Here is a 15,769-nt window from a genome sequence, read left to right as displayed (position 1 = left end):
TTATTGAAAGTGACTTATATCTGCAAATTGTTTCACTTTACCAATACCCTCTTCAAATTCTATTATGCTCAAACTGGCACTATGCATAAATGGATCATCCCACACATTTTCTATTTCAATTCCCGCGAAATGCCCTACAAGTAATTTTGCTGCTGCCGCATGAGAAACAATCAATATGTTTTGTCCTTTATGCTTCTCTAAAAGAAGCTGCATCCCTTCAATTACTCTTTCATAAACGGCCTCAAAATTTTCGCCTGATGTTGACTGAAAAAGATGTGGCTCATTCCAAAACAGATGTACTTCTTCTGGAAATTGCTTTTCTATATCCGCGATTGTTTGTCCTTCCCATATACCCATGTTGATTTCATAGAAATGCTCATCCGCTATAATAGGTATATCACGTTCCCCCTTTATTAACTCTGCCGTATGAAGTGTTCTTTCGCTCGGACTACTATAAATCGCATGGATTGGTAAATCTTTCATTCGATTCCCTAATTGTTTCGCCTGAACTATACCATTTTCAGTTAAAGCAGAATTTTTCCGTCCCTGCATTCGCTTCGCTACATTCCACTCTGTTTCACCATGCCTTGTTACATATATAGTTGTTTTCATTTCTTACTCCCCCTCACCATGTTGGTCGTAATTCCCACGGTTCAACTCTCCCTACAATCCACTCCGCTCGTTTACTTTCAATCCCTTTTATAACTCCATCAGCTATCTCTTCATGAGTAAGCCATCTTCCATATGTATCTTCTAAAATAAAACCTAAAATAATTCTATGATAAATACATCGCGTACTCCCTATTTTTTGTGCAGGCATACGTGATGCTTTACTACCTAAAATATGAAATAAACTATATGTTTTAGACGACAAATCTAGTTCTTTACAAATATTTGATAGTGCATGCTTTGCACTTGTGTGTACCCATGCAACAACTAATGTGATCGGGCCATTTTTCTTAATTGTACTTTTAATAGCTAGCTTTACATCTTCATCATTATGATAATCTAACGAAAGGCATGTAATATTTTCTGGTGCAGAACTCATTCGCTTAACATTTTCTAATTTCACTTCATCTCGCCCGATAATAGAAACATAAAATCCTTTCTCACAAAGCCACATAGAAACTTTCTTTAGCATTCCTGTTCCACCAATTACAAGTGCATGCAAATGCTATCCCTCCCTAATAAAATGTCATATGAGGTTTCTCATCTCTATAATAATTTAAACGGTCTTGCAGTGTCCCTGAGTGAAACTCAAATTTATGACCGTCAGGATCAACAAAGTATATAGATTCGCAATCTCTTACATCACGTTCTCTTCCTTGTAAAATATGAACATCATTTTCTTCTAATCGCTGTATTAGACATTTAAAGTCTTCTTGTTCAACAGAAAATGCAATGTGCGTATAAGATTGATGAATCTCATTTCTCGGAATATGCGTCTCTTCATTAAGCGCTATCCATACTCCACATATGTTAAAATAAGCTAATTTTCTTCCTTTAACTAGTAATTCTCCTTCTAATACTTTTTCATAAAACATAATAGAGTTTTCTAAATTAGATACCGAAAAACAAATGTGATTGATTCCCCTTAACAACTATAATTCCTCCTTATACAAATAAAAGATGAGCGAAAATTCACTCATCTTTTATTATACTATTTTTTTGTAATATATGCCCATTTATAACTGAAGTCCCCGCCAAACGTATGGTTAGCAATGCCTTTTACAAATGGCTTCTCTAAATAAGCTGTACTTTGTTGGTACGTAGGAGAAATTGCTGCGTCTTGACCAATTAAGATTTTTTCAGCTTCCGCAAGTGCATTCCAGCGTGCTTTATCATCTTTTAATAGCTCTCCTTTTGATTTCGCTACTAAATCATCATACTTCGGATTAGAATAATCCATTTCATTAAATGAGCTTCCAGTAACAAACATATCAATATAAGTCATTGGATCCGGATAATCAGGGCTCCATGCAGATAATGAGAATTCATATTGGAATTTCTTTTCTAAATCTAGCTTCTGCTTGTATGGTTGCTGTTTCAAATTCACTTTAATACCAGGCAAGTTTTTCTCTAGTTCTTCCTTAATAAAGTCGCCTACTTTTTTACGGCTACCGTTATCATCGTTTAGTAATTCAACCGTAATTGTATCTTGACCAAGCTCTTTCTTCGCTTCTTCCCATAATTTTTTTGCTTTCTCTGCGTTATCTTTACTATCACGGAAGTTTTTATTTACAGAGCGGAAATCTTTTCCATCCGGACCTGTCGTGAATTTTTCAGGTACTAAGAAATATGCTGGCAATGAACCGTCATTTAAAATGACATCAGCAATTCCTTTTTTATCGTATGCTAAATCAATCGCTTCACGTACTTTTTGGTTTTTAAATGTTGCATTTTTTTGGTTAAAACGTAAGAAATATATGCGCGGGTCTAACTTCGTTTTAAATTCATCTGGTTTATTCTTTTTATATTTATCAACAAATTCAGAAGTTAAAATAACTCGATCTGCTTGATCACTATCATATAAATTTACTCCCGTGCTTGTTTCCTTCACAATACTTACATTAATTTCGTCTAACTTTACAGTATCTTTATCCCAATAATTAGGATTTTTCTTTAACTGATAATTTTGTTCATGTTTCCATTGACTCATTGTAAATGGTCCATTATATACTAATTTATCTGCTTCTAATCCGTATTTATCTCCTTGCTCTTTCACATATTTTTCATTTAATGGGAAAAATGTAGGGAACGACGTAAGCTCAAGAAAATAAGGTGCTGGTTGCTCTAATTCTACTACCAACGTTTTATCATCCTTCGCTTTAACACCCAATTGATCTGCTGGTAATTCACCTTTATTTACTTTCTGTGCATTTTTCACATCAAATAAAATGAACGCATATTCTGCCGCTGTTGCTTTATCTAATGTACGTTGCCATGCATATACAAAATCTTGTGCTCGAACTGGATCACCATTTGACCATTTCGCATCACGTAATTCAAATGTATATGTCTTTTTATCTTCACTAATCTTCACATCTTTTGCCATACCTGGTGTTGGTTTATTATCTTTATCTAGACGATATAAACCTTCCATTGCATTTACAAATACACGGAAAGATACAGAATCCGTTGATTTAGATGTATCCATTGAAGGAATTTCAGCTGTTTCTAGCAAATTTAAAACTTGTTTATCGGCCATTCCCTTATTCGATTCTTTCTTCGTTGTCGAAGCCTTCTCACCATTCCCACACCCTGCAACCAATACACTCGTCGTTAACGCAAGTGCAGCAATTGTTGTTGTCTTTCTCTTCATTCTTCCTTCCCCCAATCTATATGTATAAGTTAAATCCTATATAATATATTTTATTATACAAAAGATTCTGATTATTTTAAATATTTATTTTAACAAACATAGAAAAAAGCGATCGGAAATTTCTTTCCAGCCGCTTTCTTGAATAGCATTTACTTGTAATCCATCCTCTATATCCAATGGATTTTGAACTTTAAATATTTCTTCCATTAGCTTCAAAAACTCTTCTTCAGTTTTAGATTCACCATTAACCATAAATGAGTATGGTTCCACTTCACCTAATTTATAATCGACAACAAATTGAATCTTCACCTTTTGTCTTGGCGTTCCGGTGTTATATCCTTGGAATTCTACTAATTCTAACCCTTCCGTTCCACGATAATATATCCAACCTGAATTTTGAAAATAATTTTCGAAAGATTCACCTATTGAAAAGAAAGGATATTCATAAAGCGAGCTTGTACGAACCTTTTGAATAACGTCTCGATCAGTCGGAAAAAAGAAATGACTAAAAAATATGCTAGCAACTGCTAAAATAGTAACAATTGTCGCTCCCATTTTGCTCGTTCCGCCGCTATCATTGATTAGATAGTTTTCAACTGATTTATCTTTTATTTCTCTTGCTTTTATTCGGTATATACGTCTTTCCGCAAATTGATAGTACAATCCATTTGCAAAAATCCCCATTCCAAACAGAATAAAAATGAGTAATAAAAACGTAAGAGGCACCATATTAATGATTGGCAACGCTACATTAAATCCCATATAATACGAAAATGCATCACACGCTACTAATAACAACATAAATAAAGCAGCTGGTACATAATACTTACGATATCCTAGCCAGCCTATATTGAAAATAGCAGCCCAACCATTCCAGCTCCACCTAGCAATCCGCTTATTCTCAAGCTCCCATTTCCTTTTGTAATACGGATATTGTCTCCCTACATATACTTCTAGTTCTTTATCTATTAACGAGCTACCTTCATCTTGTTCATTATCCAAGTTTCGCTGACAACTTGCACAATTTAACTGTTCCTCCTCGCAAGGTTGCCCACAATTTATACATTTCAAAACAATCCCTCTTCCCATCCATACGTCATTTCAAAATACCTTCGTGTTTTAATAACCACTCTTTCCTCCATAAACCACCAGCATATCCAACAAGCTTTCCACTCTTCCCTATTACACGGTGACATGGAACAATTATTGAAATTGGATTCCGACTATTTGCCCCTCCTATTGCCCGTACAGCTTTTGTATTTCCAACTTTCTCTGCAATATCTAAATATGAAGCACTTACGCCGTATGGAATAGTATAAAGTGCATCCCATACATTTTTTTGAAATGCTGTTCCCTCCGCAGACAGCGGGACCGTAAACTCTTTTCTTTTCCCTTTAAAATATTCATCTAACTCATTTATACATTGTTCTATCATTTCATTTTTATTTTCTTCTTGTCGTTCATCAACAAATATAACAGACGTAATTCCTTCTTGATTCGCTGTAATTTCAAGCAAACCTACTTCGCTTTCATAATAAGCCTGGTACATATGCCATCCTCCAATTCAGTTCATATTAGTCATTGTAACACGAATATACAAAATTTTTCGTATAAGCGTTTTATTAGAGAAACAAAAAAGAGAATGATACAATGTAAGAAAATTCAATCTAGGAGGCTATTGGATGAATTCCGAACTTTTTTCACCTTATACAATTAAGGACGTTACATTAAAAAACCGGATTGTTATGTCACCTATGTGCATGTATTCATCGGAAAACGGGGATGGCCAAGTAACGAATTTCCATCTCATTCATTATGGAACAAGAGCTGCCGGTCAAGTTGGTTTAGTTATGATTGAAGCAACAGCCGTGTTACCTGAAGGTCGAATTTCAAATAAAGACTTAGGCATTTGGGATGACAACCTAATTGAAGGCTTACATAAAACGACTACTTTTATACATGATAATGGTGCAAAAGCTGCCATTCAACTCGCTCACGCCGGAAGAAAAGCAGAATTAGAAACAGATGCGTTAGCTCCTTCAGCCATTCCATTTAATGAAACAATGAAAATGCCAATAGAAATGAGCAAACACCAAATTAAAGATACTGTATTAGCTTTTCAGCAAGCTGCAGTACGATCAAAACAAGCTGGATTTGATGTTATTGAAATACACGGTGCTCACGGTTATCTTATTAATGAATTTCTTTCTCCGCTTTCCAATAAGCGGACTGATGAATATGGTGGTTCACCTGAAAACCGCTATCGTTTCTTACGCGAAATCATCGACTCTGTAAATGAAGTTTGGGACGGACCAATATTTGTCCGTATTTCAGCAAATGATTATCATCCTGACGGGCTAACGATTCAAGATTACGTTCAGTATACAAAGTGGATGAAAGAACAGGGAATAGATTTAATCGATTGTAGTTCTGGCGCAGTTGTACCAGCACATATTGATGTGTATCCTGGTTATCAAGTACAATATGCCAAACATATTAAAGAGCATGCTAACATTGCAACTGGTGCAGTTGGATTAATTACGACCGGAGTACAAGCAGAGCAAATTTTAAATAATAACGAAGCAGATTTAATTTTTATCGGACGTGAATTACTTCGCAATCCGTATTTTCCGAGAATAGCGGCCAATGAACTTGGCTTTGAATTGCAAGAACCTCACCAATATAAGCGAGCACCAGGAAAAATTCATACGAATAAATAAAACCGAGAAGTCATTCTTCTCGGTTTTATTTATTCTATCGTTGTAATTTCATTTGAATTATAAGTATGGATACCCGATTCTTCTCGCAGCGCGGTTATATACATCCCTTTCGCCACATCTTTAGCTGAAATTGGTTTATATTTTTTGAAAGCTCCTTTAAAGATAAACGGAATAATACGAGATAACTTTTCAGCCATTCGTTCGCCGAAACGAAATTCTTGTCGATTTCCTACTAATAATGATGGTCTAAAAATGTGAATACCACCAATCACTAACTTTTGCAATTCTTCTTCCATTTTTCCTTTCACTTGTGAATAAAAGAAGAATGATTTAGGATTCGCTCCCATAGAAGACACGACAAGGAAATTTTGTACCCCTTGTTTTTCAGCTAAACAAGCAGCTCGTAACGTATATTCATAATCTACTTTTTTAAAATTTGCTTTTGTTTTTGCTTTTTTTATTGTTGTTCCTAAGCAACTAAAAACATCATCCACAGCAAAGAACTCTTTATATTCCTCTAATACCGAAAAATCAACTTGTTTCTGCTGTAACTTCTCATGTTGCAATTGCATTGGCTCTCTTACAAAAATAGTAACCGAATCGTAGTAATCTGATTCAAGTAATAGACGCGTTATCTCTTGTCCAACTAAACCACTTGCACCGAGTATTAACGCTGTTCGCTTATTCATATATGCATATACCTCTTATTTTACTTTTCTCTCCTTTAGTAAAATACAACCTTTAGGAGTTTCCTGCTCTTATTTTACCACAAGTAAAACACTATGCGTACGCATAGTGCTTTACTCACTCTTTTTTCTCATCTCTCTCTTGTAATTTCGTTATTGTTGTAGCGTCCCCTAAATTACTTATTAATCTTCTTAAAAAAATTAATACGAAAGATAATGGCAATACTACCGCTAATATTAATAAAATAGCTTCCATTAAGTAACCCAAGCGCTCATCCCCCTCTTTACCTCCTTTTCAATATATGAAAACAGCGTTGTCACATATGCATGCATTTGCAAAAATAATACCCCTATATTTGACAACTTTATAACAAAAACAAATCGGAATGATTATTATTTATTGCAACTTTATTAAAGATGTATTATACTAAGTTCGCAAACTAAAACGTAATTATTCCGTTTTGCATTAAAATGATATTTTTCTTCTATTATTGGGGAAAATATATCCGTAAAAAAGAAAAGAGGAGAACTTCATGCCTAAAAGATTGACTATATTTTCATTCTTACTTATTTTTACCTTAATTTTCGCTGGCTGCTCAAATAAAAAAGAAAGTAATGCCAAGAAAGATGGAAAGCTAACAGTTTATACAACGATTTTCCCACTTGCTGATTTCGCAAAGAAAATCGGTGGCGACTATGTAAATGTTGAAGCGATTTACCCACCTGGTGCAGATTCACATACATTTGAACCAAGTCAAAAACAAACGGTACAAGTTGCAAAAGCCGATTTATTTGTTTATAACGGCGCTGAATTAGAACCATTTGCTGAAAAAATGGAAAAAACATTACAAAAAGAAAATGTTAAAATTGTAAATGCATCTAAAGGTATTGAGCTTCGTGCTTCTACTGAAGAAGAACATCATGATCATGGAGATGGCCATAAAGAAGATGAACATCATCACGATAAAGACCCGCATGTTTGGTTAGATCCTACTCTAGCAATGAAACAGGCAGAAAAAATTAAAAATGCACTTGTAGAATTACAACCTGAACATAAACAAGAATTCGAAAAAAACTTTGCAGCACTTCAAACTAAATTTACTGATTTAGACGATGGATTTAAGGCAGCTGTAGCGAACGCAAAAACGAAAGAAATTTTAGTTTCTCATGCTGCCTATGGTTACTGGGAACAACGATACGGCCTAAAACAAATTCCTATCGCTGGAATTTCAGCTTCTGATGAACCATCTCAAAAGCAGCTTGCTGACATTACAAAAACAGTAAAAGAACATAATCTAAAATATATTTTATTCGAAACATTCTCTACTCCAAAAGTAGCATCCGTAATTCAAAAAGAAACTGGTACAAAAGTTTTACGCTTAAATCACTTAGCTACTATTTCTGAAGATGATGCAAAAAATAATAAAGATTACTTTACTTTAATGGAAGAAAACGTAAACACATTGAAAGAAGCAACAAACTAATCCATTACACTTTCTAGGCAGCTGAATTTGTTATTCAGCTGCCTTTTTATGTATTTATCCTTGACTTGACCAAAATAACAAGTAAAATTATCCATATTAGCTTTAAAGCTATATTAATTTAGAAGGTGAGTTGGAATTATGAATCTTCACATTTGTGAAGTAACAGCAAAAAATTGGCGTTCAGTAGTTGCTTTAGACGTCGCAAAAGATCAGCAACAATTTATTGAAAGTAACGCGTTTTCTTTAGCAGAATCATTATATGAAGGAAACGGAACGTCAGTAGGTTTATATGATGGAGAAACACTTGTAGGATACGCAATGTATGGATGGTATTCAGTAAAACATAAAAGTGTATGGCTCGATCGCTTTATGATTGACCAACAATATCAAGGAAAAGGATACGCAAAACGTTTCCTTCGCTTACTCATTCAATTCTTACAAGAAAAATTTGAATGCAAAATAATTTACTTAAGTTTACATCCAGACAACAAACTTGCAATGGGACTGTATGAATCATTTGGTTTCCGCTTAAATGGGGGTATTGATGATGAAGGTCCAGTTGTAGGTGTTGTAATGGAGTTACTAATAGACGAAAATACAAGCCTGTGAAAACAGGCTTTTTATTATACATTTATCAATTTTTAGTTTCTCTCCCTTATTTAATTCTGTTTTGCAATCTAATAGAATGCTCATAAAAAATAAGCCTGCAATTTACGCAGACTTATTTCACACACTCCTCGAAATGTTCTTGGAACCACTCTTTATTAATATCTCTTCCGATAAAAACTACTTCACTTACTCGCTCTTCTCCCTCTTGCCACTCTCTATCGTACGAAGCAGCAAATAACGTATGTACACCTTGGAAAACGATACGTTTATCTACTCCATCTATCGATAAAATTCCTTTGTAACGATATAAATATTCCCCTAGCTCTTGAACGACAGCTGACATCCACTCATTAAGCTTTTGTAAATCCAGCGGACGTTCTTCACGTAATACAAATGATTTCACACCTTCTAAGTGGTTATGTTCTTTATGAGGGTAAATTTGCAACGTATCTTTCGTTTTAAACGTTTGGATTTGTAATAAAGATGGTATATCTACCTCACAGTTAGTCGCCTCAATTAACTTTGCAGTCGGGTTAATTCCTTGAATTTCATGCAAGAGATTTTCTTTCTCATTCTCTTCAATCAAATCTAATTTATTTACTAAAACGACATCAGCAAACGCAATTTGCTCTTTTGCTTCTAATCCTTTTTCAAAATGTTTATGTATATGATAACTATCTACCACCGTTACAACACCGTTAATTTGGTAAGCAGATTGGATGACTGGATCTAAAAAGAATGTTTGAATAATCGGCCCTGGATTTGCAAGGCCAGTCGTTTCAATTACTAAACCATCAAAATCCATTTTCCCTTCTGCTTTTACGTCCAATAACTGTTTTAAAGCAACAAGTAAGTCTTCACGTACAGTACAGCATAAACAGCCATTTGTCATTTCCATAATTTCTTCTTCCACATTCATAATCAACTGATTATCAATGCCAATTTGCCCTATTTCATTTACAATCACCGCTAATTTCTTACCGTGATTTTCTGATAAAATACGATTTAATAATGTCGTTTTCCCCGATCCAAGAAAACCAGTTAATATTGTTACTGGAATCATTTCGTACATCTCCTTATAGCTATATGTTTCTACATTATAGCATATAGAGAAAATCGTTTTTGTAGCAAAACATATTTATTGTCTGTACACCTAATTAACTATATAATAACATGTAGTAAGAAAGCCTTTTCAAAACATTATTATTCTTCTAGGAGGTACTTATAATGGAGCGAGTTCAAATGGCTGAGACGCTAGAATTTTCTCGTATTATTCAAGGATTTTGGCGTTTAGCAGAATGGAATATGACGAAACAAGAATTACTTTCTTTCATTGAAGATTGTATGGATATGGGAATTACTACTTTTGATCACGCTGATATTTACGGCGCATATACGTGTGAAGGGTTATTTGGCGAAGCTTTACAATTAAAGCCTTCCTTACGAGAAAGCATGCAAATTATTACAAAGTGTGGAATCGTTCCCCCATCACCGAAATTTCCAGAGCGATATGTTGCTCACTACAATACTAGTACAGAGCATATTATGCAAAGTGTAGAAGCATCACTTAAAAATTTACATACAGATTATATTGACGTATTACTTATTCATCGTCCCGATCCTTTTATGGACCCAAATGAAGTGGCAAAAGCATTTTCACAATTAAAACAAGAAGGGAAAGTTCGTCACTTCGGTGTATCTAACTTCTTACCTTCACAATTTAATATGTTAAGTTCGTACTTAGATTTCCCGCTTATTACGAACCAGATTGAAGTTTCTGCATTGCAGCTTGAGCATTTTGAAAAAGGGACAATTGATTTATGCCAAGAAAAACGAATCAATCCAATGATTTGGTCACCTCTTGCTGGTGGGGAGATCTTTACTGGTCAATCAGAACGCGCCGTACGTGTACGTGAAACTGTGCAAAAAGTTGCTACTGAGCTAGGTGTTTCTAGTATAGATACGGTTATGTATGCTTGGTTACTTGCTCATCCAGCTAATATGATGCCAATCGTTGGCTCTGGTAAATTAGATCGCGTAAAAACTGCCGCTCTTGCTACAAAAGTTAACTTAGACCGTCAACAATGGTTTACAATTTTCGAAAGCTCTAATGGACATCCTGTACCATAATGCATAAAAAGAAGAGCTGTTTTCTTACAGCTCTTCTTTTTCATATGTATTTCTAGTCATGGCAAATACACACATATCTCTTAATCCATTTCCATCTACCGCAACACTCGCACTTTCTAACGTACCTTCTAACTTAAAACCTAATTTCTCAGGTATCGCTCTACTCTTCTTATTGAAAGAATCACAACGAATTTCTACACGATTTGCTTTTAATTCAGAAAAAGCGTAATCCGTTATACCTTTCGCAGCCTCTACCATATAGCCTTTTCCGCTAAACCTTGTATCAATCCAATATCCGATTTCAAATTGAGGTATATCCCAATTAATACGATGTAATCCGGCTGAAGCAATAAATTCACCTGTTTCTTTCGAAAATACTAGTAATCTTAAATCCTCACGTTGCAAAAATTGAATATGTGATTTTCTAATACTTTCTTCTACTTCTTGCTCTGTTTGCTCTGTTTGTGCAAACACCATCCAAGGTTTTAGTTCTTGTATTGAAGCCTGAATTGCATCATATACAACTTTACCATCTCCTGGTTTCGGCATTCGAATAAAAAGTCTGTCAGTATAAAATTCAGAAGGAAAATCGAATAATAACGGATTCACTGTAAACACTCCCTATATTTCTTTTATATATAATAATATCCATCTGAAGTTATATAGTAAAGAATTTTCTGAATTGAAAACCTTTTACTCATTCACTTCCACCGCTACACGAATTCCAGATTCAATCGCACCTTGAATCCATCCGTGATATAGCGTTGTATGATCTCCAGCGAAGAATATTCTCCCCTCTGGTTTGACAATCGCTGGTTGCAGCTCAGATTCTTGACCTGCTTGAAAAAGTGCAAATCCTCCAAGCGCATACGGATCCAATGTCCAGCTTTTTGAAATTCCAGATATGAACTCATCATACACTTGACCACCTAATATTGTTGCTAAGTTGTGTAATGCGTAATAAATACGATCCCCTTTTGATAAACCATCCCATAACAACGCGTCATAAGACCATGTATAGCTACCTAACATCATAGCCGGTCCTTCCTCCCCAATTCCATAACTTGGATAATAGGCATAACGAATTGGCAAATCTGTTATAATTCTGCCACCTAATTGTCCTTGTTCTTCCCAAAATCGGCTTTTAAATTGAATTCCTATTTTCGTCGCAGGCATATAATGTAATTCACGAATTGCTTTCCATTTTTCATGAGATATAGAATCAAACGGATCTACTTCTACAAAACGCATTGTCGAAAACGGAATGGTAACAATAACTAAATCTCCTGTAATACTACTATATTCAAAAGTTTCCTCGTTCCGATAGAAAGCTGTCACACCATTATCGTGTTGATGTAACTTCATTAATTTTTGATTATATATAATATTCTCTTCTAATTGCGGTAAAAATGACTTTGGCAATCTATCATTCCCGCCCACAATTTCACAAAATCCGCTCTCCTCTTGCATAATGTATAGAAAGCGTAAAGTCTCTACAAACGACCGTTCCAAAAAACCTTCTAAATCTAATAAAACACCAATCATCTCAATTGTTACTGGCGAAAAGTAAGTATTATACTGATAAGGATGATACTTTAAAAATTGTCCAGTAGAGTATCTCCCAAAATCCTTTACAACAATATCCCAATTTTTTTCTGGGTTCTTTTTTATAAAATTTATAATGGGCTGTACCGCTAACAATAATAATTCCTCTGACGTTTTTCCAACTTCATTCATTTCCACAGGATATTTTAGAATACTTGGATCTTTTTCATATTGTTTTAACGTCGTTTTCCGTCCATTTACGTATATAATATCCGTCTCATTCCTATTAATAAAAGGACTCACCTGTAGCCCAAATTTTCTTATATATGCCATCGTTAATGTATGCGAATACGGAATTCTCATTGCTCCAACATCTAAATATAATCCGGTATCTTCCATTCTCACTGTTTCTATACGGCCACCTACCCGGTTATTTGCTTCAAAAATTTTCACATCATGTCCTGCAGCCTTTAATAAAGATGCTGAAACTAACCCAGCCATACCAGCTCCCACTACAATAATCTGTTTTGGGCTTATCGTCTTCTTCAATCCTTTATCTATAACTTTTAACGCTTCATCCATTTCAGTGTTATACATTATATCTTTCTGCACAATTCCACCCCTTACTTCATCAAATGGACGTTAGTGGTTTAGTGCATTTTATTCATAAATCCCCATAAACATAACACCATTGCAATTTGAATATTCACTAAAAGTACATAAGAGACAGATCTCACTTTTCTTTATACTTCGTATAATATAGCAACTACAAAGAAGGAGTGGTTAAAAATGAAACATACTTATGACTACGATGCTACAAAAAAACATTTAGAATTAAAGAAACAAAACTTATGTAAAAAACTTAGCAATATGACACTATCTGAAAAAGAACGTGAACAACTAAAGCGTGAAATTGACAACTATGAATATATTTTAAATCTAGTCGAAATGAATCATTATGAACGCGGATTTTCTCGTTAAAAGCGGAAATAAGATTATCCGCTTTTCATTTTGAGCATTTCACTACGCATTTTTCATAAGTAAATATATAATAGGATGTACATTAAGATTGAGAGGTATATTCTATGATCAAGTTAAGTGTATTAGACCAATCACCTATTTCAGATGGTAGCACAGCAGCCCAAGCTTTTTCACATACAGTTACGCTTGCACAAGAAGTTGAAAAACTCGGATTCACACGTTTTTGGGTATCCGAACATCATAATTCCGTAAGCTTAGCTGGTTCAAGTCCAGAAATACTTATTTCTCATATTGCCGCAAAAACGGACCGTATTAGAGTCGGTTCAGGTGGTGTTATGTTACCGCATTATAGCCCATATAAAGTTGCTGAGAATTTCCGTGTTCTAGAAGCATTGTATCCGAACCGCATCGATCTCGGTGTTGGTAGAGCACCTGGTGGTATGCCAATAGCAACTCGCGCACTTCAAGAAGGGAAAATGGTCTCACTTGATCAATATCCAGAACAAATTGCAGACGTTGCAATGTACTTACATGATCAAATACCAGAAAACCATCACTATGCAAACTTAAAAGCCACTCCAGTTATCCCAACATCTCCTGAAATGTGGATGCTCGGTTCTAGCGGAGAGAGCGCTAAAATTGCTGCAAACAACGGAGCTTCTTTCGCATTTGCACAATTTATTAACGGCTTCGGAGGCCCTGAAGTTATGAGGGCTTACCAAGAACAATATGAGCCTTCATTTTTAGGAGATAAGCCTAATTCAATCGTTGCCATCTTTGTTATATGCGGAGAAACAAATGAAGAAGCGGAAAAAATTGCTTCTAGTTTAGATCTATCAATCTTATTATTAGAGCAAGGAAAACGAACTACTGGTACACCTTCTATTGAAACTGCTCAAAATTATTCATACAGCGCTTATGATTTATTCCGTATAAAAGAAAATCGTCAACGTATGATTGTTGGTGATCCGTCTTCTGTAAAAGAAAAAATAATAAACTTAAGCAAAGCATACAATACTGACGAATTTATGATTGTCACGATTACTCATCAATTTGAACATAAATTAAATTCTTATCGCTTACTAGCAAATGCTTTTAATTTATAATTCTAAAAAGAGATGCATCACATGTGATGCATCTCTTTTTCTTACTACTTATTGTTTTCATTTCCTATATATTCAATAGCTTCTTTTAATAGCTCTTCAAAGTTAATAGGATAATCATGATCTAAGTCAGGCACAACTTTATACTTATGTTCTATATTTTTCTCTCTTAATAGTTGTACAAATTGCTGCGTGGATTCGAAACAATCTTCATCTTGATCCCCGCATACTATATATCCTTTTATATGTTTATCCTTCAGCACTCTTAGCAACTCATCCCATTCTTCAATCTCGGGAAGCCATGGTGCCATAAAAACAAAACCATCTACATTTATATCTTGTTGTAAAATCGTATATAAAGCTACTCTCGCCCCTGCAGAAAAACCACCAATGATTACACTTTCTACTGTATGATTTTCTATAAACTTATTGTAATGCTCTTTTAATTCCTCTTTCCCTCTCTCTATATCCTCCCAAACAAATCCATCTGAAAACTCAATTTGTGAAGACTGTGGTAAAGCTAACATATAATCTTGTATCAAAACAGATTTCCAATATGGTTCTACTATTTGTATATTTTCTTGGTTACCATGCAATGTAAGTAGTAGATTTCCCTCTTTCTTACTGTATATATATTTCACATCTGGTCTTTCCTTTTTATGTGCTAATTCTTCTCTTTCTTTACATAATTGCACCATTGTATGAAATTCTTCAAATTTATGTAGTGATTTTAAATCTTCGTCGGAAATTAAATACTCATTTCCATACCAGAATCCCTTTTCTATAATGGCCTCTCTCATTAAATGTAATGCTTCTTTTTCAAGTCCCGATGCACTTGCGAGTGCATACTTAAAATTATATATTTGCGCCTCATTCCCTATTACACCTGTAGCGTTTTCCATTATATAATTGTACGCTTCAAAACTTCCTTTATTTGCATAACAACGTAACGTTTCATTTAATAATTGAATGTAAGTCATACTATTTTTCATGTACCAATTCCCCCGAAACCTTTTATAATATTTGTTTGCGAATGTTTATACCACTTTGTATAACCCACGCTAACAATACCTTATTCTCAGAATGATGCTTAATAGTTGCTCTTCCCTGTCCAATACATTTAGTATAAATAAGAATAGACTGAAAAATCAATATTTTAACAAACAAAAAAAGACAACAATATATGTAT

18 protein-coding genes are annotated in these 15,769 nt (G+C 34.6%); 6 read left to right on the top strand and 12 right to left on the bottom strand.

From position 1 onward, the window contains the following. The 6 genes from AC22L0_RS06205 to AC22L0_RS06180 form a co-directional block, all read right to left on the bottom strand. Positions 1 to 612, bottom strand: a complete 612-nt coding sequence (locus AC22L0_RS06205; protein WP_000858827.1) for a phosphoserine phosphatase 1 — start codon at positions 610 to 612, stop codon at positions 1 to 3. A 13-nt stretch (positions 613 to 625) separates the two neighbouring features. Further along, complete coding sequence (locus AC22L0_RS06200; RefSeq protein ID WP_000543118.1) at positions 626 to 1,171, bottom strand: short-chain dehydrogenase; 546 nt, start codon at positions 1,169 to 1,171, stop codon at positions 626 to 628. 13 nt (positions 1,172 to 1,184) lie between these two features. Continuing rightward, the gene (gene fosB / locus AC22L0_RS06195; protein WP_000943769.1) at positions 1,185 to 1,601 is read right to left on the bottom strand and encodes a FosBx1 family fosfomycin resistance bacillithiol transferase; all 417 of its coding nucleotides are present in this window, start codon (positions 1,599 to 1,601) and stop codon (positions 1,185 to 1,187) included. 59 nt (positions 1,602 to 1,660) lie between these two features. Further along, positions 1,661 to 3,322, bottom strand: coding sequence for a peptide ABC transporter substrate-binding protein (locus tag AC22L0_RS06190; protein ID WP_000824279.1), 1,662 nt, complete (start codon positions 3,320 to 3,322; stop codon positions 1,661 to 1,663). A gap of 84 nt (positions 3,323 to 3,406) precedes the next feature. Further along, positions 3,407 to 4,411 (bottom strand): DUF2628 domain-containing protein, encoded by a 1,005-nt coding sequence (locus AC22L0_RS06185; protein ID WP_487272169.1) that lies wholly within the window; start codon positions 4,409 to 4,411, stop codon positions 3,407 to 3,409. A 7-nt stretch (positions 4,412 to 4,418) separates the two neighbouring features. Beyond that, on the bottom strand, positions 4,419 to 4,871 hold the full coding sequence (locus tag AC22L0_RS06180; protein ID WP_000283913.1) for a methylated-DNA--[protein]-cysteine S-methyltransferase: 453 nt from the start codon (positions 4,869 to 4,871) through the stop codon (positions 4,419 to 4,421). A gap of 133 nt (positions 4,872 to 5,004) precedes the next feature. Between AC22L0_RS06180 and namA the strand changes: the two genes are divergently transcribed. Beyond that, positions 5,005 to 6,042 carry an NADPH dehydrogenase NamA gene (gene namA / locus AC22L0_RS06175; protein ID WP_070179244.1) on the top strand — a complete coding sequence of 346 codons (1,038 nt, stop codon included), beginning with the start codon at positions 5,005 to 5,007 and terminating at the stop codon, positions 6,040 to 6,042. 29 nt (positions 6,043 to 6,071) lie between these two features. Here the strand turns inward: namA and AC22L0_RS06170 are convergent, their stop codons facing one another. Together AC22L0_RS06170 and AC22L0_RS06165 are read right to left on the bottom strand one after the other, a co-directional pair. Continuing rightward, positions 6,072 to 6,731, bottom strand: a complete 660-nt coding sequence (locus AC22L0_RS06170) for an oxidoreductase (RefSeq protein WP_001042736.1) — start codon at positions 6,729 to 6,731, stop codon at positions 6,072 to 6,074. Positions 6,732 to 6,846: 115 nt separating this feature from the next. Further along, complete coding sequence (locus AC22L0_RS06165) at positions 6,847 to 6,996, bottom strand: hypothetical protein (protein WP_000540932.1); 150 nt, start codon at positions 6,994 to 6,996, stop codon at positions 6,847 to 6,849. A 265-nt stretch (positions 6,997 to 7,261) separates the two neighbouring features. Between AC22L0_RS06165 and AC22L0_RS06160 the strand changes: the two genes are divergently transcribed. Together AC22L0_RS06160 and AC22L0_RS06155 are read left to right on the top strand one after the other, a co-directional pair. Continuing rightward, positions 7,262 to 8,212, top strand: a complete 951-nt coding sequence (locus AC22L0_RS06160; RefSeq protein ID WP_001126151.1) for a metal ABC transporter substrate-binding protein — start codon at positions 7,262 to 7,264, stop codon at positions 8,210 to 8,212. A 138-nt stretch (positions 8,213 to 8,350) separates the two neighbouring features. Then, a complete protein-coding gene (locus tag AC22L0_RS06155; protein ID WP_001048680.1) occupies positions 8,351 to 8,821 on the top strand; it encodes a GNAT family N-acetyltransferase in 471 nt (156 codons plus the stop codon). Between the two features lie 112 nt (positions 8,822 to 8,933). Here AC22L0_RS06155 and AC22L0_RS06150 read toward each other — a convergent pair whose 3' ends face one another. Further along, on the bottom strand, positions 8,934 to 9,884 hold the full coding sequence (locus AC22L0_RS06150) for a CobW family GTP-binding protein (protein ID WP_000613422.1): 951 nt from the start codon (positions 9,882 to 9,884) through the stop codon (positions 8,934 to 8,936). Positions 9,885 to 10,048: 164 nt separating this feature from the next. On the opposite strand from AC22L0_RS06150, the gene AC22L0_RS06145 reads away from it, so the two are divergent. Next, on the top strand, positions 10,049 to 10,951 hold the full coding sequence (locus AC22L0_RS06145; protein ID WP_087967993.1) for an aldo/keto reductase: 903 nt from the start codon (positions 10,049 to 10,051) through the stop codon (positions 10,949 to 10,951). Positions 10,952 to 10,975: 24 nt separating this feature from the next. Here AC22L0_RS06145 and AC22L0_RS06140 read toward each other — a convergent pair whose 3' ends face one another. Then, a complete protein-coding gene (locus AC22L0_RS06140) occupies positions 10,976 to 11,560 on the bottom strand; it encodes a GNAT family N-acetyltransferase (RefSeq protein WP_087967996.1) in 585 nt (194 codons plus the stop codon). Between the two features lie 84 nt (positions 11,561 to 11,644). After that, positions 11,645 to 13,108, bottom strand: coding sequence for a flavin monoamine oxidase family protein (locus AC22L0_RS06135; RefSeq protein WP_139894410.1), 1,464 nt, complete (start codon positions 13,106 to 13,108; stop codon positions 11,645 to 11,647). 177 nt (positions 13,109 to 13,285) lie between these two features. Here AC22L0_RS06135 and AC22L0_RS06130 point away from each other — a divergent pair, with 177 nt between their 5' ends. Further along, complete coding sequence (locus AC22L0_RS06130; protein WP_000683359.1) at positions 13,286 to 13,477, top strand: DUF3896 family protein; 192 nt, start codon at positions 13,286 to 13,288, stop codon at positions 13,475 to 13,477. Between the two features lie 104 nt (positions 13,478 to 13,581). After that, positions 13,582 to 14,583 (top strand): LLM class flavin-dependent oxidoreductase, encoded by a 1,002-nt coding sequence (locus tag AC22L0_RS06125; protein ID WP_087967998.1) that lies wholly within the window; start codon positions 13,582 to 13,584, stop codon positions 14,581 to 14,583. Positions 14,584 to 14,627: 44 nt separating this feature from the next. Here AC22L0_RS06125 and AC22L0_RS06120 read toward each other — a convergent pair whose 3' ends face one another. Next, positions 14,628 to 15,572, bottom strand: a complete 945-nt coding sequence (locus AC22L0_RS06120) for an alpha/beta hydrolase (RefSeq protein WP_000798319.1) — start codon at positions 15,570 to 15,572, stop codon at positions 14,628 to 14,630. Positions 15,573 to 15,769 lie beyond the last annotated feature (197 nt).

The sequence above is a fragment of the Bacillus sp. LQ01 genome (assembly GCF_057624735.1).
The sequence above is the reverse complement of the archived record's forward strand: the minus strand, read 5'-3'. Positions and strand labels throughout refer to the sequence as shown.